Below are 20278 nucleotides of genomic sequence, written 5' to 3'. Positions count from 1 at the left end.
TACTCGTTTACTTGCGCTTCAGAAGGCCGAGAAGGCCGCCCTTCCTGGATTTCTTGATTGCCACGCGACCGGTGACGATGTGCGAGATCTGCGAAAAGGTCTCCGCCGTCGGAGATTTCGGATCGACCTCCGAAATCATCCGGCCACTGTTGGCGGCGTTGCCAAAGAGGCCGATATCGAAGGGAATGATGGCAATCGGCTCGACTTCCAGCGGTTCGCAGAAATCGGAAATCGAGATTTCCGGCCGCTTCGGCATACCGACCTGATTGAGAATGAGATGCGGCAGCTTGTCGTTCGGACGTATCTTGCGGAGCGCATCCAGCATGTTCTTGGTGTTGCGCAGATTGGCAAGATCGGGAACCGCGCAGATAACCACTTCGTCAGCGCTTGACAGGACCGTACGGGTCCAGTCCGACCAGGCATGCGGAACGTCGAGCACCGTGACAGGCGCGCTGCGCTGCAGCACATCCATGACAGGCTGGAAGGCTAGGCCCTCGAAATCATAGGCACGGTCAAGAAGCGAGGGGGCGGCCAGCAGGGAAAGATGTTCCGAGCACTTCGTCAGCAGGCGGTCGAGGAAAACCTCGTCAAGCCGCTCCGGCGCAAAGACGGCCTCGGCAATGCCCTGGGCCGGGTCCTGATCGAAATCGATGTTCGCCGTGCCGTAGGGCAGGTCGAGATCGGCCAGGATGGTCTCGGTCGAGAACAGGTTCGAGATGCCGAAGGCGCAATTATGAGCGACGGTCGATGCGCCGACGCCACCCTTGGCGCCGATGAAGGCGATGCTGCGGCCAAGCGGCTCGGCTTCCGGATCGACGAAGATCGTCGCCATTGCGCCCATGATATCGGGCATGGCGACAGGTTGAACCATATATTCGGAAATGCCGTTGCGGATCAGATCGCGGTAGAGGCCGATATCGTTGTAATAGCCGACGATGATGACCTTGGTCGAGGGATCGCAGACGGCAGCGAGCGGAGCCAGTTCGGCGAGCAGGCCGGCGGAGTTCGCCCTGGTCTCGATGATAATCAGGTTCGGCGTCGGTGCGCCTGAGAACATGTTTGCGGCGGCAGCCGTGCCGCCGCTGGTGATGCGCAGACTGACTTTCGACATGCGCCGGTCATTGGCGCAACGCTCCATCACCCGCTGCAGTCCTTCGCTTTCGCAGAAGGCATGAACGGAGATGCGCGGCAGTGGCCGCATGTTTTCCAGTTCGCCCATGCGCATCGCTTCTTCGGCATGGCGGAGCTCGCTGGTATTCTTGATCTCGTAGTCGACGGTGCTCATCGTTCTGTCCCGCGGTACTCCTGGATTGCCTCGTTACGCTGCTCTGCGTCGATCGGGGTCATGCCGCGCGGAGCGACGAAATCTTCCGGATTGGCGACCTGGGCGGCGAGGTTGTTCTGCGAGGCGCAGCCGAAATTGTAATAATTCTGGTTCGTGAAATCGGCCGAGATATCCTTCGGCCATTGGCCGCACCGTGTCGTTACTGCCGTCATGCCGGTGAAGCTCAGGCGTATCGGCGCGGCATCGAGAAGGCCGGTTGCGGCGTAAGTCGTGTTGATGATCCTGTTGCTCGCAATGCCGCGCGAAGCAAGTTCAACGCGAACCTGGCTGCGCAGGGCGCGGGCCGCTCCTGCATTCGCCGATCCCTCCGGAGACAGGATGTAGACGGGGCCAGACGCGCGCGACACGTAATTTTGCGCAAAGCCGCGGATCAACTCGCGCTGGGCGATCGTTAGTCGGCGGTCGCTGGAGGCAACAGGAATGTCCACGGTTTGCTCGGCTTCCGTCACGACGATGGGATGGCGTTCCCGGTAGTCATCAGGAATACCGCCGGTCGTCAGCTGATCACGCGGGCCGGCGCAGCCAGAAAGAATTGCAACGGCGAGTGACGCAGCCACGAGCAGAGGCTTTGTCGTGCGGAAATGTTTCGCGCTCCAATGAGCCATCGCCTGATCTCTGTTCGTTTTCATCGGTCCAGACCGTGCTCCGCTCATTTGTAGATAAATCCGATAGAACCGTGGAACTGCGCATCGGCGACCGGCGCCTCGCGGCTGCCGTAAACCTTGTTGACGCGGTTCATGAAGAAGGCGGACGCATCGTTTTCCGGGCTGAAATTATCATCCGGCCGATTAAGCTGATTGCGCGCCACCGGACGCACCAGATAGGGCGTCGCGATGATGACGAGTTCCGTTTCCTGGCGTTCGACTCCCTTCTGGCGGAACAGCGTGCCGAGGAGCGGGATCTTCGAGACGCCGGGGGTGCCGTTCATCGTCTGGGAGATGTTGTCGCGAATAAGGCCAGCAAGAGCGATCGAGCCACCCGAGGGAAGCTCGACCGAGGTCTGTGCCGAGCGGCGCTGATAGGTCGGCGCAGCACCCGATACCGACGGCGCCGGCTCCGAGACGTTTGTGTTGATCTGCAGGCTGATGCGGCCGGATGAAAGGACCAGCGGCTTGAAGGCCAGATTGATACCGTAGTCATAGGGAACGACGGTGACGTTGCCGTTATTGTCTGTCGTCGAGTAAAGAACCTGACCGCCGGAATTGAAAGTCGCAGCCTGGCCGGAAATCGCCGTCAATGTAGGTTCGGCCAGCGTGCGGACGACCTTGCCCTGTTCCAGCGCATTCAGATAGGTCGAAATATCGTACTTGCCGATCGAGTTCTTGAAGAGTGCGGCGAGGCCGCCGCCAACGACGGATGTGGCGCTATCGGCGGACGGGCTGCCGAGCTGGGCGACCGTCATGCCCGAGGAATTGGTGACGAGATTGTCGAAGCCAAGCTGTTTCAGGACTTCACGGCGGACCTCGGCGATCGTGACCTTGAGCGTGACCTGGTCTTCGCCCTCGATCTTCAGGAGGTTGACGACCTGGGACTCCTGACGGCCTTCGTTAAACAGCGCAACCGAATTGTCTCCACCGCTGCCGGAAATACTTTGCGAGCGCGTCGTGGCCTCGCCGCCTTTCAGGAAGGCCTTGGCGAGCGCTGCCGCCTGCGTGGCGTCCTGAGGTGTGCGAACGGTACCGGTCAGTACGATATTGTCGGAAACGATCTCGACCTTGATGGCGGAGTCCGGGATAAAGCGGCGCAGATTGGCCTCGAGACCCGAGACGTCGCGTTCGATCTCGACATCGAGGCTGATGACCTCTTCGCCGCTGGCGCCGAACACAAAAATATTGGTCTGCCCGACCTTCTTGCCGAACAGGTAGATGCGCCGCGAGGTGCGGGTCACGGCATCGGCCATGACCGGATCGGAAACGAGAATATCGTGCGCGTCTTCAGGCAGATCGACGACAACGGCCTTGTTGAGACCGAGCTTCACACGGCGATGTGCGCCGGGGCCGCCCTGCGATATGCGGATGAGGCTTTCCGACGCGGCATTGGCCTGTTCGATGCCCGAGGATGCGATGAAGGAGAGCGGCGTGATGCCGGCGGCAGCCATTGCCAGGGAAAGGCAGCCGGTGAGGAAAAGCCTGGTGCGCTGTGTCGAGTTGCCCATCTGCATTTCCTTTACTCCGGCTTTACTGAGCCGGTGGCATCCGTGACGATGGAGCCGGACTTGATGACCTGGATGAGTGCGCTGCCGTTGTCGCCGCTGAGCAGATAGTCTGCCGCRCTGGTGTCCTGCTCCTGCGCATCGGCGACCGACCGCAGGGCAAGCGAAAGGCGATCGGCCATCTGCTGGGCGACGGCCAGAACCTTGGTCTGATCGGGGGTCAACTCCAGCGTTGCGGTGGTGCCGACCGCTGCCTTGGTGCCGTCTTCCTTTTCTTCGATCTGCTGGTCGATGGCGAGGACGCGAACGTTGCTCAGGACGGTTTCGGTTATGTATTTGTCGCTGCCCTGCCCCTTGCGCACCATGATGACATCGACACGGTCGTTGGGGAGGATGAAGCCACCAGCTCCGGTCGAAACGGAGATTTCGGTCGCAACGGCGCGCTTGCCGGCAGGCAGCAGGGAGGACAGGATACGGCTATTGGAATCGGCGACCTTTTCCGGACGGATCGGCTCTCCTTCGAAGACCGGCAAGCGCACGACGGCCCCCTGCAGATCCTTGATGGCATCAGGCCGATCGGTCTCGGTAATGAAGCCCTGGACAACGCCATTCTGAGGCCAGGCCATCCAGTGGACGGCCTTCTCATCCAGTCTCGCGCCGACAGGAAGATTGGCGCTGGAGACCAGCACGTTGACGGTCGGCTCCTTCTCGATAACGGACTGGACTTTTGTTACGATGCCTCGATTGCCGGCCATGTTCATCGCAAGAAGACCGGCAAGGCCGGCTGCCACCACGGCGACAGCTAGAATAATAAGGCGGGCCGGTTTCATTGATCATTCCTTGGGGCACGACGCGTTCGCCCCGCAGAATGCTCAGGAATTGGTATAATTATGGTTAATGTAACGCTTAGATTTTAAGTTAACGGCCGATTAAAACGCCGTTATTTCAGGCTTTCCAGCGCGGCAATGAAGAGCGGCGAGGATGGGAACGCCAGGAAGCCGCCGATCGCAATGGCAATACCATAGGGAACTTTCTTGGCGAGCAGGAGCGAATTGGGAATGGGCAGTCCGATGGCCAATATCGTATTTGATTGTGACCGGATCAACAGGATTGCCAACGTCACCAAGCCGCCGATGACACCGACATAGGTCAGAAAAGACAGCAGAGCGGGATCGTAACCGAACCAGATCGCGGCCGCGCTCAAGAGTTTCGCGTCTCCACCGCCCATCACATTGAGGGCAAAGAGGGCAAAGCAAATGCCGAACACGATGGCGGCACCAAGTGCGTGCATTCCGATTGCGGAAAGAGCCAAGCCGCTCAGGGGGGCGAGCACGGCGAATGAAACTATCAGGATCAACGACACCCTGTTCGGGATGGTCATCGTCAACAGATCGGATATGGCAGCAAAAGCGAGGCAGAGCGGAAAAATCAGAAGGATTGCGGCTACGATCATCTTCTCACTTGCCCAAGTTCTCATCTACCCAAAACGAACAGGCTCACGGGCGTTCGCTCGTGAGCCTGTTTCACTTCCAACCAGAGCTGGGCTCCAGCAATTATCAAGGCTTCACAGCGTCGTCCAACTTGTTGCCCAGCTCGATGAACGTAGAGTTCAGCTTGCCGCCGAGCGTGGTGGCGCCTGCAACGAGGGCTACGGAAATGAGGGCGGCGATCAGGCCGTATTCGATTGCGGTCGCGCCGGATTCATCCTTCAGAAAACGGCTAAAAAGCTTGGTCATGGTTACCTCTAACTCCAGTTGATGTTCAGCACGTCCGCCAACTGTTTCCGTTGATCGGATGGCTGCAACCTAGCGAATGGCCGTTTCCATCGACTTAATGAAATGCGTTAACAAGGTGTAAACGAGACAACCGGACCGGTCAGAGTAAGTAATTCCTTATCGCATTGCTTACGTTTCTAGTGAAACTCCGGAGGAAACGTGGAACAATAGCTTACAGGCATCCAGAAATGGCACGAATTTCCGCAGCCAGTCGATCTCTCGCCACATCGGCTCGTGCCGAAACGATCCAATGCGTTTCACTCATGAACATGGCACGGAGAGCTTAAAGCTTCGTTCACCATTTTTTTCCATTCTATCTGCAATTTGCATAGCGATCGTGAAAGAGGCCAAAATGCCATCGAACGGCAAGACCGTTTTCTTTGCCTGGGTGATTGCGGCTCTTACGGCATACACAGCCTCCGCCCAGGAAGACATGCTGCGCGTCTATATGGATCACGCGCGCGTCCTGAAACTCGACCGGCCGGTCAGCAAGGTCATCGTCGGCAATGCCAAGGTTGCCGATGCGACGGTCGCCGACGCGAGGACAATCGTATTGACGGGCCGCGCCTTTGGCACGACCAACATCGTGCTGCTCGATGGTGACGGCAACGCCATTCTGGACGAACGCATTCTCGTTTCCATCGATGAAGGCAATACGGTGCGCGTCTATCGCCAGACGGAGCGCTCGGTTCTTTCCTGCACGCCCAATTGCGAGCAGCATTCTCAGCAAGGTGAAGCCACTTCTGCAAACTAGGCAATATCATCGGAATTCACGCGCATTCGTTAAAATAGCTGCTCCGACCTGAAACGGAAAATCAACGAACGCGCCCTAGTGTGACGCTCGAAGAACATTTTCGAGGCCAGACTATGGCGATCAGTGAGCAGGAGACGGGCAAGGTGCGTGCGTCCCTCCGTTTATCCAGACTTCGCGCCCTGGCCCGCTCGCGCGACGGCTCCGCAGCGATCGAATTCGCGCTGCTCGCCATTCCCTATTTCGTCGTCGTATTCGCCATCCTGGAAACCTTCATCGCCTTTGCTGCGGAAGAACTCGTCTCGAACGCCGTCGATACGATGAGCCGCCAGATGCGGACAGGGCAGATCACCTTCGTCGATCCCACGCGTGCGGGCTATAAGACGCAGACCCAGTTCCGGCAGGCCTTCTGCGATGAAATCTCGATCATCATCCGTTGTTCGCAAACGGAGGCGGCGACACCCGGCAAGCTCTATCTGGATGTGCAGAGCTTCCCCACCTTTGCTGCCATGCCAGTAGCGATCCCGAGAATGTCTGCGGATAAATATTCCGATCTGAAAATTTCAGCCTTTAAGTTCACGCCTGGCGGCCCCGGTTCAATCAACATGCTGCGTGCCTATTATCGCTGGTCCATCATCGTCGATCTCGTGCGTCCCTACATTACGGGGCTTCGTCCGGTTGGCAGTTCCATGCCGAGCGAATATTTGATCGTCTCGACGGCCGCCTTCCAGAACGAGCAGTATCCATAGTGGCCCGCCGCGGACTTCTCATATGGCTGGGTTCGACGGCGCGGCGTTTTGCACGCGACCGGAAGGGCGTCGGCGCCATCGAGTTTGCCATCATCTTCCCGGTTCTGGTCATGCTCTATCTCGGCGCATTCGAGATCACGGTCGGGCTCAGCGTCAGCAAGCGCACGACACGCGCTGCCGGCTCGATCGCCGATATCGTCACCCAACAGCAGAGCGTCACAAAGAGTTCTCTTACAGATATCGCTAAAGCCGCGCCGCCGATCTACTCGCCCTATAACAGTTCGGATATGCTGGTGAAGGTCACCGCAATCCAGATCGACGGCAGCTCCAAACCTACTGTCATGTGGTCCTGGGCGTCAAAGGGGGCAGCGCCTTATGCCAAAAACAGCACGGTTTCCGACGTGCCGACGGAAATGAAGAAGGCCAACAGCTTCCTCATCCGAAGCGAACTCAGCATACCCTATACACTATTCGTCTTTGCGCCCAACTTCATGCCTGCGAAGATGCGCACGATCACGATCGGCCGCAGCTATTTCTATCGCCAGCGACAGAACGAAAATATCCCCTGCGGGGACTGCTAGCGTATCACGATCCCTGGTATCCGCCTGCCACGCTGTCGATGAATGTCGTTATCGCAAACCACTGCACACTTTGCGCAACATGCTTTCTATCTGGCGCATGTCGTTATCGCAAAACTGCTGCACACTTTTGCGCGACATGCTCTGGCGCTTCCACACCTCAAATTTGCCAAGCGGTTCCCGTCATTATATGGCTGGGCGCCAGTCAGATCGTTCCAGCTTTACGCTGGCGACAGCAGATAATACGGGTGAAAAATGGCGCGTGCCTTTCTCTTCGTTCTGGATTCCTTCGGTGTCGGCGGAGCGCCGGATGCCGCAGCCTATGGCGATGAAGGCGCCGACACGCTTGGCCATATCGCCGAATTCTGTGCCGCCGGTGCTGCCGACCGAGCAGGCCTGCGTTCCGGCCCTCTTGCGCTCCCGAACATGTCGGCACTCGGATTGTTGCATATTGCGCGAGCCGCCACCGGGCAGTTTCCGGCCGGCATGCCACTGCCGGACACGATCTATGGTGTCTATGGCGCCGCCAACGAAACCTCGCGCGGCAAGGACACACCATCGGGACATTGGGAAATCGCCGGAACGCCCGTCACCTTCGACTGGGGCTATTTTCCGAGCGAGGGCGATGCCTTTCCACAGGAACTGATCGAAGCGCTCTGCCGTGCAGCTGATGTGCCCGGCATTCTTGGCAACTGCCATGCGTCGGGAACCGATATCATCGCCCGCTATGGCGAGGAGCATATGCGCAGCGGCAAGCCGATCTGCTACACGTCAGCGGATTCCGTCTTCCAGGTGGCGGCTCATGAGGTCTATTTCGGCCTCGACCGCCTGCTCAACTTCTGCCAGATCGCCCGCGGTCTTCTCGATCCCTATAATATCGGCCGCGTCATCGCGCGCCCCTTCATCGGCCAGAGCGTTGCGACCTTCCAGAGAACGGGCAACCGTCGCGACTTCTCGGTGCCGCCGCCGGAACCGACGCTGCTCGACCGGCTCGTTCAGCACGGCCGCAATGTGCATGCGGTCGGCAAGATCGGCGATATCTTCGCCCATCACGGTGTTTCCCGGGTGATCAAGGCCAATGGCAACGATGCCCTCATGGATGCGACACTGACTGCGATCGACGAGGCGGAGGACGGTGATCTCGTCTTCACCAATTTCGTCGATTTCGACATGGCGTACGGTCATCGCCGCGATGTGCCGGGTTATGCAGCCGCTCTCGAAGCCTTCGACGCACGCCTGACGGAAGTTCACAAGAAGCTGCGGGCCGGCGACCTCGTGGTTTTGACCGCCGATCACGGCTGCGACCCGACCTGGCGCGGCACCGACCATACGCGCGAGCGCGTGCCTGTTATCGCCTACGGTCCCGGCATCAGATCGCGCTCTGTCGGCGTGCGTCGGACCTACGCCGATATCGGCGAGAGCATTGCGCGGCATCTCGGCATTCCCTCGGGGCCGTATGGAAGGAGTTTTCTGTGACATCGCATTTGAAGAAGGTCGAGTTGCACTGCCATCTGGAGGGTGCCGCCCCCCCTGCCCTGACCGAGGCTCAGGCGCGTAAATACGGTATCGACATCAGCGCCTATCTGCAGGACGGCGCCTATGTCTGGCACGATTTCGCGAGCTTTCTGGAATGCTATGACAAGGTTTCCGAGGTCTACAAGACCGAGGATGACTATGCGCTGCTGACGGAAACCTATCTCGAAGAGCTTGCCGGCATCGGTACGATCTACAGCGAACTCATCGTTTCGCCCGATCACGGCAAGCGTATCGGTCTCGGCGCGGATGCCTACATTGCGGGCGTGTGCGAAGGCATCCGCCAGGCGAAGGCAAAAAGCGGCATCGAGGCGCGGCTAATTGTAACAGGTGAACGGCATTTCGGCCCTGAGAGCGTGATCGGCGCTGCCGAATATGCGGCGAAGACCAATAATCCGCTGATTACCGGTTTCAATCTTGCCGGCGAGGAACGGATGGGCCGCGTCGCCGACTATGCGCGCGCCTTCGACATCGCCCGCGATGCAGGGCTCGGCCTGACCATCCATGCCGGCGAAGTCTGCGGTGCCTTCAGCGTTTCGGATGCACTGGACGAGGTGCGCCCCTCGCGTATCGGCCACGGTGTGCGGGCAATCGAGGATGCCGATCTCGTCAAGCGGCTTGCTGACCAAGGCACGGTGCTGGAAGTCTGCCCCGGCTCGAATATCGCGCTCAAGGTTTTTCCGGATTTCGCCGCGCATCCACTGCGCAGGCTGAGGGATACGGGTGTGAAGGTGACGATCAGCTCCGATGATCCACCCTTCTTCCACACGTCGCTCAAGCGGGAATACGAGCTTGCCTCGGAGGCTTTCGGCTTCAGCGATGCTGAAATCAATGCGATGACGCGAACGGCCGTCGAGGCGGCTTTCGTCGATGAAGAGACTCGCAAAGCGTTGCTCGCCCGCCTCTAGAGGTGGACGGGATTGTTAATGCTCCAGGCAAATTCACCTCTGCTCTTGCAGTGGAGGCAATTTCCATGGAAAAAACACCCGATAAGAACAAAGAATTGGAAGGTTTCTCCTATGGACGGCGTCACAGTCATCGATCACCCGCTCGTGCAGCACAAACTCACCATCATGCGGCGCAAGGAAACCTCGACAGGCAGCTTCCGCCGGCTGTTGCGCGAAATCTCGACACTGCTCTGCTATGAGGTGACGCGCGATCTGGAACTGACGATGGAGACGATCGAAACGCCGATCCAGGAGATGCAGTCGCCGATCCTCGAAGGCAAGAAACTGGTTTTTGCCTCCATCCTGCGCGCCGGCAACGGACTGCTGGAAGGCATGCTCGATCTCGTGCCTTCCGCCCGCGTTTCCCATATCGGCGTCTATCGTGATCACGAAACGCTGCAGCCGGTCGAATATTACTTCAAGGCGCCTGAGGATGTCGCCGAGCGCCTGATCATCGTCGTCGACCCGATGCTTGCGACCGGCAATTCCTCGATTGCCGCCATCGACAAGCTCAAGGAGCGCGGCGCGCACAATATCCGCTTCCTCTGCCTGTTGGCCGCTCCCGAGGGGATCAAGAACTTCCGCGCCGCCCATCCGGACGTTCCTGTTTTCACGGCGGCGATCGACAGTCATCTGAACGAGAAGGGCTATATCGTGCCCGGTCTCGGCGATGCCGGCGACCGCATGTACGGCACCAAATAATTTCGATTTCCTTTACCAATTCGAAAGACTTGCAAGGCCCGGGCGGTTCGTTCCGGGCCTTTTTTATGTTCCCGTTAGCAACTTTTCAGCACTTATGGCTTAGCTGCTTGAAGCGTGAGGTCCCGCATGAGGCGGGGTTTATACAGGAAGGATTTCTGTTTCATGCTCATGCGTACGGTCATATTTGCCAGCATCGCGGCTGCGCTGGCGACACAAGTGCCTTCTTTGCTCACCCGCACGACGCAGCAGCCCGGCAATACAATTTCCGCAAATTTCGTCTCGACCGAAGATAGCGCACCTGACGCGCCGGCCACGATCGGCGATGGCGGTATGACCCGCCTGCAGGCCGATGCGCAGGGCCATTATACCGGCAATTTCAGGATCAACGGCAAGCCGGTGCAGGGGCTGATCGATACCGGCGCCACCTATGTCGCGCTGAACGAAAGCCTCGCCCGCAGGCTGGGCTATAGCGGCAACCAGCTCGATTTCCGTTATGCGGTCAATACGGCGAACGGCCAGACCAAGGCGGCGCACGTGATGCTCGATCGCATGGAAATCGGCGGCATCCGCGTTCGCAGCGTCGAAGCTTTCGTGCTGAAGGATGAGGCGCTGAGCGGCACGCTTGTTGGTATGAGCTTCCTGCAGAAGCTTGCTTCCTACTCTGTTGCCGACGGCTCCCTCAGCCTCAAGCAATAAATCCCATCAGATACGGCCGGCGATGACGGGCGGCAGCGCCGGTTTTTCGTCGGCAATGCGATAGTTTGCTGCAAGTGCGACGACGGCCCTTTCGGCCGAAGCCTCGTCGGCAGCGTGAACGAGGGCGATCGGATCGCCTTCATTCACACGCGTTCCGAGCGGCTGCAGGCCGGTGAAGCCGACGCTGTGGTCGATCCTGTCAGCCGGATGGCGGCGGCCGCCACCAAGATCGATGACGCTGACGCCCAATTCACGCGCATCGCAGGCAGCGAGCCAGCCGGCGCGGGACGCCGGAACGGGGCGCTCGACCGGTGCCCGGCGCAAATAGGCATCCGGCCGTTCCAGAAGATCGGCCGGGCCGCCCAGCATATGCACCATGCGGGCGAAAATCTCCGCAGCCCTGCCGGAGGAAAGCGCTTCCTGTGCCCTGCCCTCCGCCTCGAACAGCGAGCCGGCAACGCCGGACTGCACGAGCATTTCGGCGGCAAAGGCAAGCACCACGGTTTCAAGGCGGGTGCCGGCCTTTCGGCCTGCGAGGAAATCGAGACAGTTGCGCACTTCCACCGCATTGCCGGCGCTATCGGCAAGCGGCTGGTTCATGTCCGTTATCAATGCCGATGTCTTCACGCCCGCGCCATTTGCGACCTCGACCAGCGAATGCGCCAACACGATTGCCTGCTCCGGATCGGCCATGAAGGCGCCGTTGCCGGTCTTGACGTCGAGCACCAATGTCTGAAGGCCGGCAGCAAGCTTCTTGGAAAGGATCGAAGCCGTTATCAGCGGGATGGAATCGACGGTCGCCGTCACATCGCGCACGGCATAGAGCCGGCCATCGGCTGGCGCCAAGGCACCCGTCGGGCCGATGATGGCGCAGCCGACATCCTTCACCACCTTGCGAAAGAGAGCGGCGTCGGGGTTGATTACATAGCCTGGAATGGATTCGAGCTTGTCGAGCGTACCGCCGGTATGGCCGAGGCCGCGGCCTGATATCATCGGCACCGCCAGACCGCAGGCAGCGGCAATCGGAGCAAGCATCAGCGAAACATTGTCGCCGACGCCGCCGGTCGAATGCTTGTCGGCGACCGGCCGGTCGATTCCCTCCCAGGAGAGCATGTCGCCGGAGCGCGCCATGGCGAGCGTCAGCGCAACGGTTTCGGTGCGCGACATGCCCTTGAACCAGACAGCCATGGCGAATGCGCCGATCTGGCCCTCCGACAGATTGCCGGCAGCCAGCGCCGCGATAAAGGCGTCGATATCGCCGGATGGAAGTTCCGCGCCATTACGCTTCTGGCGGATGATCTCCTGCGGGATCATCTCAATAGCTCGAGGCAGCCGCCGGCTTTGGCTCCGTGCCGCTGAGAACGGAAAGGATATTGTCGAGCAGGCCGGATGCTCCGAAACGGAAGGTTGAAGGCATGGCCCAATCCGGCGCCATGATGGTTTCGGCAAGGCTCAGATAGAGGGTTGCATCCGCAACGGTGGAAATGCCGCCGGCCGGCTTGAAGCCCACCTTGCGACCACTTTCTCTGATCGAGCGGATCATGATGTCGGCCGCCTCCAGCGTCGCATTGACGGCGACCTTGCCGGTGGAGGTCTTGATGAAATCGGCACCGGCCTCAATCGCCAGTTCGGACGCGCGGCGGATAATGGCGGCATCCTTCAACTCGCCGGCCTCGATGATGACCTTCAGCAGAACGGGCGCAACACATTCGGCGCGCACGGCCGCCACCATATCGGTCACCGCCTTCTCGTTGCCCGCAATCAGCTTGCGATAGGGAACGACAAGATCGATCTCATCGGCGCCGTCGGCGATCGCCTCGCGCGTTTCGGCCGCGACATCGGCGATTTCCATGTCGCCGGAGGGGAAGTTGACGACGGTCGCGATGCGGACCGGATGGCCCTTGCCGAGCACGATGCGGGCATGGGCGACGAAACGCGGCCAGATGCAGATTGCAGCGCTATTGCCATAAGGCGTCTGCGCGCGGGCGCAAAGCGCATCGATCTGCTCCTGGGTGCAGTCATCCGCCAGATTGGTGAGATCGAGAAGGGAGAGGGCAACAGCGGCCGTTTCCCGGCTGGAATGGCTATTCATTTTCGCTTCCTCCGCCGGCAATCATTTACCGGCAATCATTTCTTTCAGTATAGCGGCGAGACGGGCACCGCCAACCGGCGCCATATCCTTGGTTTCCTCGTGGCTGAGCTCGTTTCCGGTCATGCCAGCCCCATAGTTGGTGATTACCGAGGCGGCGGCAACCCTCAAGCCCAGCATTCTTGCAATGATGACCTCGGGCACAGTCGACATGCCGACCGCATCGGCGCCGAGAATGCGAGCCATGCGGATTTCGGCCGGGGTCTCGAAACTCGGGCCCGAGAACCACATGTAGACGCCGCTTGCGAGCGGGATACCAAGCGTCTTGGCGGCATCTCGCATCGCAGCCGAAAGCTCCGCATCATAGGCATTGGTCATGCCGACAAAACGGCGGTCGCTCTCTTCACCGATCAGCGGGTTCATGCCGGAATAGTTGATGTGATCGGCGATCTGCATCACCGAGCCGGGCGCAATGTCGTCTTTCAGGGAGCCGGCCGAATTGGTGAGGATCAAGTTCTCGACGCCGAGGGCGTGTAACACCTCGATCGGCAGGCGCATGGCGTTGGCATCGCCCTTTTCATAATAGTGGACGCGGCCCGAGAGCATGATGACCGGCTCCGAACCGAGATGGCCGGCAACGACGTTTCCTGCATGACCGGAGACCGCACTGACCGGAAAGCCCGGCAGGTCCTTGTAGGGAATGCACACGGCATCCGTGACCTGATCGACCAATGAGCCGAGGCCGGAGCCGAGTATGATGCCGTAGCGCGGCTTGAGCCCGCCGAGCAGAGCCGCGAGCAGATCGATGGTCGCGATCATCCGAGTTCCGTCTCGAAGCTGAAGGGAAGAAGCTCTTCCATGGTCATGGTCTTCTTCACCCCGGCTTCGTCGCAGAGATAGATCCTTGTGTCCTTGGAGGCGAATTCCGAAATCTTCTGCCGGCAGCCGCCGCACGGCGGGCAAAGCGGCAGTTTTTCGGCGATGACGGCCATTTCGACGATCTTCTTCGCACCACCCATGATCATCGCGCCGATCGCCGTCGGCTCGGCGCACCAGCCTTGAGGAAAGGAGAGGTTCTCGATATTGGCGCCGGTATAGACCTTGCCGTCCTCGGCGCGGATCGCGGCGCCCACCGGAAATTTGGAATAGGGCGCGTGCGCGAAGGCCATGGCGCCGCGCGCGGCTTCGAACAGATCGTGAGACATATCAACGCTCCTTCGTATAGGGCACGCCACCGGCCTTCGGCGGGATCGCGACGCCGATGAAGCCTGCGAGCAGGACGCAGGTCAGGATATAGGGCAGTGCCTGGAAAACCTGTACCGGCACTTCGCCGATCAGCGGTACCGATTTGCCCTGCATGAAGTTCGACAGCGCATCGAGGAAACCGAAGAGCAGGCAGGCGAACATGACGGGCACAGGCCTCCACTTGGCAAAGACGAGTGCGGCGAGCGCGATATAGCCCTTGCCCGCCGACATGTCCTTGATGAAGGCGGCTGACTGGGCGATCGCAAGATAGGTGCCGGCGAAGCCGCAGAGGATGCCCGCGCACATGACGGCGCGGTAACGCAGCCAACTCACCGAAATGCCCGCCGTATCCACCGCACCCGGATTTTCACCGACAGCGCGAAGGCGCAGGCCGAAACGTGTGCGATAGAGAACCCACCAGGAGAAGGGCACGGCGAGGAAGGCAAGATAGGTGAGGATATTGTTGCTGGAGATCACGCCGGCATAAAGCGGGCCGATGATCGGCACGTCGCGCATGGCATCGGCGCCCGGAAGCGTGATCGGCGAGAAGCGGGCGTCAGCTGCCAGCTGTGGCGTGCGGCCGCCCTGCCCGAACCAGGCCTGGCCGAGCACGATGGTGATACCGGCGATGAAGAAGTTGATGGCGACGCCCGAAATGATCTGATTGCCGCGATTGGTGATTGAGGCAAAGCCGTGCACGAGGCTGAGCGCCACCGAGCAGACCACGCCGGCGCCGAGGCCCGCCCAGGCCGAACCGGTGAGATAGGCGACACAGGCAGCAGCAAATGCAGAACCCAGCATCTTGCCTTCGAGACCGATATCGAAAATGCCGGCGCGTTCGGAAAACAGGCCGGCAAGTGCGGTGAAGATCAGCGGGATGGAGAGCCGGATCGTCGAGCTCAGAACGCTGATGAAGATTTCATAATAATCCATCGTCCGTTCCTCAGGCTCGCTTGAACTGCTGGTAGATGTGCACCATCGCCGGGCGGAACATATATTCAAGCGCACCGGCAAACAGGATCACCAGACCCTGGATGACAAGGATCATCTCGCGGGTGATGTTGGGCATTTCGAAGGAGATCCAGTCGCCGCCCTGGTAAAGGATTCCGAAAAGGATCGCAGCGAAGACGATGCCGAGCGGATGGTTTCTTCCCATCAGCGATACCGCAATGCCGACAAAACCTGCGCCACCGACGAATTCCACCTGCAGGCGGGCCGACGAGCCCATGACCGGGTTCAGCGCCATCATGCCGGCGAGCGCACCCGACAGCAGCATGGCGATGATGACGGTGCGCGCATAGGGAATGCCCGCATAGGCGGCAGCCGTCGGGCTGACGCCCAGCGTGCGCATATCGAAGCCGAGCTTGGTGCGCCAGACCAGCACCCAGACAAACCAGGCGGCGATCAGCGCGATGATGAAGGAGACGTTGAACGGCGCAGCACCGAGCTTGGCTCCGAACATCGTCATGATCCAGCCGAGCTTCGGAAGCTGTCCGCCTTCAAGGAAGGTGCGGGTTTCCGGCGCCATCTTGCCCGGCACGATCAGCACATGCACCAGCAGATAGACCATGAGGGCTGCGGCGATATAGTTGAACATGATCGTCGTAATGACGATATGGCTGCCGCGCTTGGCCTGCAGGAATGCCGGAATGAAGGCCCAGGCAGCGCCGAAGAGGCCGGCGCCGATGACGGCGATCGGCATCGTCACATACCAGGGCACGTAATTATCGAGCGCCAGTGCCACCAGCGCGCAGCCGAGGCCGCCAATATAGGCCTGGCCTTCCGAGCCGATATTGAAGAGGCCGGCATGGATGGCAACGGCGACCGAAAGGCCGGTGAAGATGAAACTGGTCGCATAATAGAGCGTGAAGCCGATGCCCTCGCCGCTGCCGAAGGCGCCCTCGATGAGAAGCGAGAGGGCGGCAAGCGGGCTTTCGCCGATCAGCCAGACGACGAAGCCGGAGATCAGGAAGGCGATGACCAGGTTCAAAAGAGGGATCAGACCGTAATTGATCCATCTCGGTAGTGTTACGGAAGCAGTGCTCATCGAGGCCTCACGCGGCAATGCCGGCCATCATCAGGCCGAGGGTCTGTTCACCGGCATCGGGCGTCTTCTCGCCGACCACATGGCCGGCAAACATGACAAGGATACGGTCTGAAAGGGCGCGGATTTCGTCGAGTTCGACGGAGACGAGCAGGATGGCCTTGCCCGCATCGCGCATCTCGATGATCCGGCGATGGATGAATTCGATGGCGCCGATATCGACGCCACGGGTCGGCTGGCCGATGATCAGCATTTTCGGATCGCGTTCGATCTCGCGGGCAACAACGATCTTCTGCTGGTTGCCGCCGGAGAAATTCGCCGTCTTCAGGCGCGGGTTCGGCGGGCGGATGTCGTATTTCTCGATCTTCTCCATCGCATCCTTGCGGATGGCGTCGAGATCGAGCAGCGGGCCGCGGCTGTAGGCAGGCCGGCGGTGATAGCCGAGCACCGAATTCTCGTATTCCTCGAACTTGAGGACCAGGCCCATGTGATGGCGGTCTTCGGGGATATGAGCGAGACCAAGCTCGCGCAGGCGCGCCGGATCGGCCTTGTCGATCGTCTGGCCGTCGAGCAGAATTTCGCCGGAGGCCGGCTTACGGATGCCGGCAATCGCTTCCAGCAGTTCCGACTGGCCGTTACCCGCGACACCGGCAATGCCGACGATCTCGCCGGCGCGCACATCGAAGGAGACGTTGTCGACCATCGTCACGCCTCTGTTGTCCTTGACCGTCAGGTTGCGGATGGAGAGCACGACATCGGCGGGCTTTGCCTCACCCTTCTGGACGCGCAGCAGCACGCGGCGGCCGACCATGAGTTCGGCAAGCTCTTCGACCGTGGTCTCGCTCGTCTTGCGGGTGGCGACCATCTCGCCGCGGCGCATGACGGAGACCGTATCGGTGATCGCCATGATCTCGCGCAGCTTGTGGGTGATGAGGACGACGGTTTTGCCCTGGTCGCGCAGCACGCCCAGGATACGGAACAGGTGATCGGCCTCAGCCGGCGTCAGCACGCCCGTCGGCTCGTCGAGAATGAGGATCTCGGCGCCGCGATACATGGCTTTCAGGATTTCCACCCGCTGCTGAAGGCCGACCGGAAGCTGCTCGATCACCGCGTCCGGATTGACCTCAAGACCGTATTCCGTTTCCAGCCGCTTGAGTTCGGCGCGCGCCGACGCGACACCCTTTGCCAGCAACGCTCCGCCTTCGGCGCCGAGCATGATATTCTCAAGCACAGTGAAATTTTCGACCAGCATGAAGTGCTGGTGCACCATGCCGATGCCGGCAGCGATGGCCGCCTGACTGTCCCTGATGATGATGGGCTGGCCGTTGACGCGGATCTCGCCGCTGTCGGCCTGGTAAAAACCGTAGATGATGGACATCAGGGTCGATTTGCCAGCGCCGTTTTCCCCGATGATGCCGTGGATCGAGCCCTTGGCAACGGTCAGGTTGATGTCCCTGTTGGCGTGAACGGCGCCGAATTTCTTGTCGATGCCGACAAGTTCGATAGCAGGCTGGTCTGTCACAGCAGGCTCCAAATAAGAAAAGGGCGTATGGCGAAAATCCTTGTCCGCCATACGCCCGATCTCAGTTACGACTCACTTCGGGCAGGCGTTGTCCGTGGTGTAGTCGTGAACCTTGATGGTTCCTGCGATGATGTCGGCCTTGGCCTTGTCGACGGCAGCCTGCATTTCCGGCGTGATCAGCGACTTGTTGTTGTCGTCGATCGCAGCGGCAACGCCGTCTTCCTTGACGCCGAGGGACTGGACGCCAGCGGTGAACTTGTCGTTCTTGGTATCATTGTAGGCGTTATAGACGGCGAGATCGACGCGCTTGACCATCGAGGTCAGAACGGAACCCGGATGCAGGTGGTTCTGGTTGGAATCGACGCCGATCGACAGCTTCTTGTTGTCGGCTGCGGTCTGCAGAACGCCGAGACCGGTCGCACCGGCTGCCGCGTAAACGACGTCAGCGCCCTGGTCGATCTGGTTCTTGGTCAGCTCACCGCCGCGGACGGGGTCGTTCCAGGCTGCACCCGTCGTGCCGGTCATGTTCTGGAAGACTTCGATGTCAGCCTTGACGGCGCGCGCACCCTGCTCGTAGCCGCACTCGAACTTGCGGATCAGCGGAATATCCATGCCGCCGACGAAACCGACCTTGCCGCTCTTGGACGCCATGCCGGCGAGAACGCCGACGAGATAGGAGCCTTCCTCTTCCTTGTAGAGGACGGAGCGGACGTTCGGCTTGTCGACGACGGAGTCGACGATGATGAACTTGGTGTCCGGGAATTCTGCAGCAACCTTCTCGACAGCCGAGGTCCAGGCGAAGGAAACGGCGACGACCGGATTGAAGCCGCGGCTTGCGAAGTTGCGGATAGCCTGCTCGCCCTGGGTGTCGCCGGTCGGTTCGAAGTCACGGTAGGCGATACCGGTTTCCTTCTTGAACTTTTCAGCGCCGTTAAAGGCAGCTTCGTTGAAGGACTTATCGAACTTCCCGCCGGTGCCGTAAACGAGAGCCGGCTTGATGTCKGCGGCAAGCGCCGTCGTCGACATCGCTGCCACGGCAAGGAGGGTGAGAAGGGATTTTTTCATGAGTGCAGCCCTGTTGTTGCTATTTGTTTGGGGTCCTCCCGCAAGCCTTTTCCAGGCATGTCTGCGGAACCACCGACCTCCCCCCGGAGGCCTGGCTGCGTGCATCCTTGCATGGCTCAACGAAAAATTCACGAGAAATTTTTCGGTTGGTAAAGATTTGCCATCATTGCCGAAAATCAGTCCTCGGGGGCTGAATTCTGGGCAAATCGACCGCTAAAATGCGGATTTTCTAACCAGTGCGGGCGCCGCACCGGCATCATTATCTTCGCGTTCTGGTAGCTGCCGGTTGCGCTCATCCACACCCTCCAGCACCATCTGTTACGCGGTAAAACGGCCTGCCACCGGCGGCTTCTTGTAGCCGATCATCCACAGCAGTAGCGACACTATCAGAAGCACGGCAAAGGCCGGCTGCAGCATCAGCCACTGAAAGATGAAGGCGTAAAAACGCGGGTGGACATAATAGGAGACGGACGACTGGAGCGCGACAAGCGTCGAGGGACTGACATCCTGCCATGCATCCGCCATCGGGGTCATGATCACTTCAGAGGAGGCAACGGACTGAATCGAATCGATCGTCCCGGCAATGACCGCAACTGCCAGCGCAACCAAGCTGGCAAGACGCAACAAAAAACGCATCGATTCCTCCGACGACGGGTAAGCCTTGATGTCCGGCGAGCCGCGCCATTCTCCACCCAAACCTAGAGATAGGCTTGGCGCGGGCACGGCGCAATGGACGGCATGCGCGCAGTTTTATCGGAAGAAGTCAAAAAACTGTTAGATTTGGGTTGATCGGCAAAAATTCTTGGGTATATATCGCGCCGTTCCGACGATTTGCTCCTCTCCAAGGCGCGAACGCCCAAAAAGGACAGGTGGCCGAGTGGTTTAAGGCGCACGCCTGGAACGCGTGTGTACGTGAAAGCGTACCGTGGGTTCGAATCCCACCTTGTCCGCCATTGGTTTTCTCTACATCATTGTGATTATTGGTATTTTTGCCGATTTCCAAAGTGGAATCCTGGTGGTGATCTCAGCAGCACGAATTCGACATTCGCGATGCAGCGGGCGCCGTCGCGTGCTTGCCTCCCACC

At 59.9% G+C, this 20278-nt stretch carries 22 protein-coding genes and 1 tRNA gene; 8 read left to right on the top strand and 15 right to left on the bottom strand.

What is annotated here, in order from left to right:
* Positions 1–7: 7 nt before the first annotated feature.
* The 6 genes from AC1D35_RS18910 to AC1D35_RS18885 all read right to left on the bottom strand — a co-directional run bounded on the left by AC1D35_RS18910 (position 8) and on the right by AC1D35_RS18885 (position 5233).
* The gene (locus AC1D35_RS18910) at positions 8–1285 is read right to left on the bottom strand and encodes a CpaE/TadZ family protein (protein WP_113307231.1); all 1278 of its coding nucleotides are present in this window, start codon (positions 1283–1285) and stop codon (positions 8–10) included.
* Positions 1282–1998: a CpaD family pilus assembly protein gene (locus tag AC1D35_RS18905; protein ID WP_113307230.1), complete on the bottom strand. Its 717-nt coding sequence runs from the start codon at positions 1996–1998 to the stop codon at positions 1282–1284. The genes AC1D35_RS18910 and AC1D35_RS18905 overlap by 4 nt, the downstream gene beginning before the upstream one ends.
* Positions 1995–3506, bottom strand: coding sequence for a type II and III secretion system protein family protein (locus AC1D35_RS18900; protein ID WP_477939497.1), 1512 nt, complete (start codon positions 3504–3506; stop codon positions 1995–1997). Before AC1D35_RS18900 ends, AC1D35_RS18905 begins: the two co-directional genes overlap by 4 nt.
* Positions 3507–3511: 5 nt before the next feature.
* Positions 3512–4327 (bottom strand): Flp pilus assembly protein CpaB, encoded by an 816-nt coding sequence (gene cpaB, locus AC1D35_RS18895; RefSeq protein WP_113307228.1) that lies wholly within the window; start codon positions 4325–4327, stop codon positions 3512–3514.
* Positions 4328–4437: 110 nt separating this feature from the next.
* The gene (locus tag AC1D35_RS18890) at positions 4438–4950 is read right to left on the bottom strand and encodes an A24 family peptidase (protein WP_113307227.1); all 513 of its coding nucleotides are present in this window, start codon (positions 4948–4950) and stop codon (positions 4438–4440) included.
* Between the two features lie 103 nt (positions 4951–5053).
* Positions 5054–5233 (bottom strand): Flp family type IVb pilin, encoded by a 180-nt coding sequence (locus AC1D35_RS18885; protein WP_113307226.1) that lies wholly within the window; start codon positions 5231–5233, stop codon positions 5054–5056.
* Between the two features lie 391 nt (positions 5234–5624).
* Between AC1D35_RS18885 and AC1D35_RS18880 the strand changes: the two genes are divergently transcribed.
* The 7 genes from AC1D35_RS18880 to AC1D35_RS18850 all read left to right on the top strand — a co-directional run bounded on the left by AC1D35_RS18880 (position 5625) and on the right by AC1D35_RS18850 (position 11228).
* On the top strand, positions 5625–6026 hold the full coding sequence (locus AC1D35_RS18880; protein WP_113307225.1) for a pilus assembly protein N-terminal domain-containing protein: 402 nt from the start codon (positions 5625–5627) through the stop codon (positions 6024–6026).
* 113 nt (positions 6027–6139) lie between these two features.
* The gene (locus AC1D35_RS18875; protein ID WP_113298591.1) at positions 6140–6772 is read left to right on the top strand and encodes a TadE/TadG family type IV pilus assembly protein; all 633 of its coding nucleotides are present in this window, start codon (positions 6140–6142) and stop codon (positions 6770–6772) included.
* The gene (locus tag AC1D35_RS18870; protein ID WP_113307224.1) at positions 6772–7353 is read left to right on the top strand and encodes a TadE/TadG family type IV pilus assembly protein; all 582 of its coding nucleotides are present in this window, start codon (positions 6772–6774) and stop codon (positions 7351–7353) included. The genes AC1D35_RS18875 and AC1D35_RS18870 overlap by 1 nt, the downstream gene beginning before the upstream one ends.
* A 252-nt stretch (positions 7354–7605) precedes the next feature.
* Complete coding sequence (locus AC1D35_RS18865; protein WP_113307223.1) at positions 7606–8826, top strand: phosphopentomutase; 1221 nt, start codon at positions 7606–7608, stop codon at positions 8824–8826.
* The gene (locus AC1D35_RS18860; RefSeq protein ID WP_113307222.1) at positions 8823–9791 is read left to right on the top strand and encodes an adenosine deaminase; all 969 of its coding nucleotides are present in this window, start codon (positions 8823–8825) and stop codon (positions 9789–9791) included. The genes AC1D35_RS18865 and AC1D35_RS18860 overlap by 4 nt, the downstream gene beginning before the upstream one ends.
* 111 nt (positions 9792–9902) lie before the next feature.
* A complete protein-coding gene (gene upp, locus AC1D35_RS18855; protein ID WP_037100564.1) occupies positions 9903–10532 on the top strand; it encodes a uracil phosphoribosyltransferase in 630 nt (209 codons plus the stop codon).
* A 126-nt stretch (positions 10533–10658) separates the two neighbouring features.
* Entirely contained in the window at positions 10659–11228 is a 570-nt protein-coding gene (locus tag AC1D35_RS18850) for a TIGR02281 family clan AA aspartic protease (protein ID WP_113298173.1), read from the top strand.
* Positions 11229–11234: 6 nt separating this feature from the next.
* Here AC1D35_RS18850 and deoA read toward each other — a convergent pair whose 3' ends face one another.
* The 9 genes from deoA to AC1D35_RS18805 all read right to left on the bottom strand — a co-directional run bounded on the left by deoA (position 11235) and on the right by AC1D35_RS18805 (position 19829).
* Positions 11235–12542 (bottom strand): thymidine phosphorylase, encoded by a 1308-nt coding sequence (gene deoA, locus AC1D35_RS18845; RefSeq protein ID WP_113307221.1) that lies wholly within the window; start codon positions 12540–12542, stop codon positions 11235–11237.
* Position 12543: 1 nt separating this feature from the next.
* The gene (deoC, locus tag AC1D35_RS18840; RefSeq protein WP_113307220.1) at positions 12544–13320 is read right to left on the bottom strand and encodes a deoxyribose-phosphate aldolase; all 777 of its coding nucleotides are present in this window, start codon (positions 13318–13320) and stop codon (positions 12544–12546) included.
* Between the two features lie 21 nt (positions 13321–13341).
* Positions 13342–14136 (bottom strand): purine-nucleoside phosphorylase, encoded by a 795-nt coding sequence (locus tag AC1D35_RS18835; protein ID WP_113307219.1) that lies wholly within the window; start codon positions 14134–14136, stop codon positions 13342–13344.
* Positions 14133–14522 (bottom strand): cytidine deaminase, encoded by a 390-nt coding sequence (locus tag AC1D35_RS18830; RefSeq protein ID WP_113298169.1) that lies wholly within the window; start codon positions 14520–14522, stop codon positions 14133–14135. The genes AC1D35_RS18835 and AC1D35_RS18830 overlap by 4 nt, the downstream gene beginning before the upstream one ends.
* Position 14523: 1 nt before the next feature.
* Positions 14524–15495: an ABC transporter permease gene (locus AC1D35_RS18825; RefSeq protein ID WP_113307218.1), complete on the bottom strand. Its 972-nt coding sequence runs from the start codon at positions 15493–15495 to the stop codon at positions 14524–14526.
* A gap of 10 nt (positions 15496–15505) precedes the next feature.
* Entirely contained in the window at positions 15506–16609 is a 1104-nt protein-coding gene (locus tag AC1D35_RS18820; RefSeq protein WP_113298167.1) for an ABC transporter permease, read from the bottom strand.
* 7 nt (positions 16610–16616) lie between these two features.
* Positions 16617–18128, bottom strand: a complete 1512-nt coding sequence (locus AC1D35_RS18815; RefSeq protein ID WP_113307292.1) for an ABC transporter ATP-binding protein — start codon at positions 18126–18128, stop codon at positions 16617–16619.
* A gap of 72 nt (positions 18129–18200) precedes the next feature.
* A complete protein-coding gene (locus tag AC1D35_RS18810; RefSeq protein WP_113298166.1) occupies positions 18201–19193 on the bottom strand; it encodes a BMP family ABC transporter substrate-binding protein in 993 nt (330 codons plus the stop codon).
* A 318-nt stretch (positions 19194–19511) separates the two neighbouring features.
* On the bottom strand, positions 19512–19829 hold the full coding sequence (locus AC1D35_RS18805) for a hypothetical protein (RefSeq protein ID WP_113307217.1): 318 nt from the start codon (positions 19827–19829) through the stop codon (positions 19512–19514).
* Positions 19830–20056: 227 nt separating this feature from the next.
* Between AC1D35_RS18805 and AC1D35_RS18800 the strand changes: the two genes are divergently transcribed.
* Positions 20057–20146, top strand: a tRNA-Ser gene (locus AC1D35_RS18800).
* Positions 20147–20278: the final 132 nt, after the last annotated feature.

Source organism: Rhizobium sp. P1_E6 (assembly GCF_056405875.1).
Note: the sequence above shows the minus strand (reverse complement) of the source record. Positions and strands in the feature narration are given on the sequence as shown.

Coding starts and splice junctions, on each gene's coding strand:
- AC1D35_RS18910 (WP_113307231.1), bottom strand. CDS start 1,285: ATGAGCACCGTCGACTACGAGATCAAGAATACCAGCGAGCTCCGCCAT.
- AC1D35_RS18905 (WP_113307230.1), bottom strand. CDS start 1,998: ATGAGCGGAGCACGGTCTGGACCGATGAAAACGAACAGAGATCAGGCG.
- AC1D35_RS18900 (WP_477939497.1), bottom strand. CDS start 3,506: ATGCAGATGGGCAACTCGACACAGCGCACCAGGCTTTTCCTCACCGGC.
- AC1D35_RS18890 (WP_113307227.1), bottom strand. CDS start 4,950: ATGATCGTAGCCGCAATCCTTCTGATTTTTCCGCTCTGCCTCGCTTTT.
- AC1D35_RS18885 (WP_113307226.1), bottom strand. CDS start 5,233: ATGACCAAGCTTTTTAGCCGTTTTCTGAAGGATGAATCCGGCGCGACC.
- AC1D35_RS18880 (WP_113307225.1), top strand. CDS start 5,625: ATGCCATCGAACGGCAAGACCGTTTTCTTTGCCTGGGTGATTGCGGCT.
- AC1D35_RS18875 (WP_113298591.1), top strand. CDS start 6,140: ATGGCGATCAGTGAGCAGGAGACGGGCAAGGTGCGTGCGTCCCTCCGT.
- AC1D35_RS18865 (WP_113307223.1), top strand. CDS start 7,606: ATGGCGCGTGCCTTTCTCTTCGTTCTGGATTCCTTCGGTGTCGGCGGA.
- upp (WP_037100564.1), top strand. CDS start 9,903: ATGGACGGCGTCACAGTCATCGATCACCCGCTCGTGCAGCACAAACTC.
- AC1D35_RS18850 (WP_113298173.1), top strand. CDS start 10,659: ATGAGGCGGGGTTTATACAGGAAGGATTTCTGTTTCATGCTCATGCGT.
- deoA (WP_113307221.1), bottom strand. CDS start 12,542: ATGATCCCGCAGGAGATCATCCGCCAGAAGCGTAATGGCGCGGAACTT.
- deoC (WP_113307220.1), bottom strand. CDS start 13,320: ATGAATAGCCATTCCAGCCGGGAAACGGCCGCTGTTGCCCTCTCCCTT.
- AC1D35_RS18835 (WP_113307219.1), bottom strand. CDS start 14,136: ATGATCGCGACCATCGATCTGCTCGCGGCTCTGCTCGGCGGGCTCAAG.
- AC1D35_RS18830 (WP_113298169.1), bottom strand. CDS start 14,522: ATGTCTCACGATCTGTTCGAAGCCGCGCGCGGCGCCATGGCCTTCGCG.
- AC1D35_RS18825 (WP_113307218.1), bottom strand. CDS start 15,495: ATGGATTATTATGAAATCTTCATCAGCGTTCTGAGCTCGACGATCCGG.
- AC1D35_RS18820 (WP_113298167.1), bottom strand. CDS start 16,609: ATGAGCACTGCTTCCGTAACACTACCGAGATGGATCAATTACGGTCTG.
- AC1D35_RS18805 (WP_113307217.1), bottom strand. CDS start 19,829: ATGCGTTTTTTGTTGCGTCTTGCCAGCTTGGTTGCGCTGGCAGTTGCG.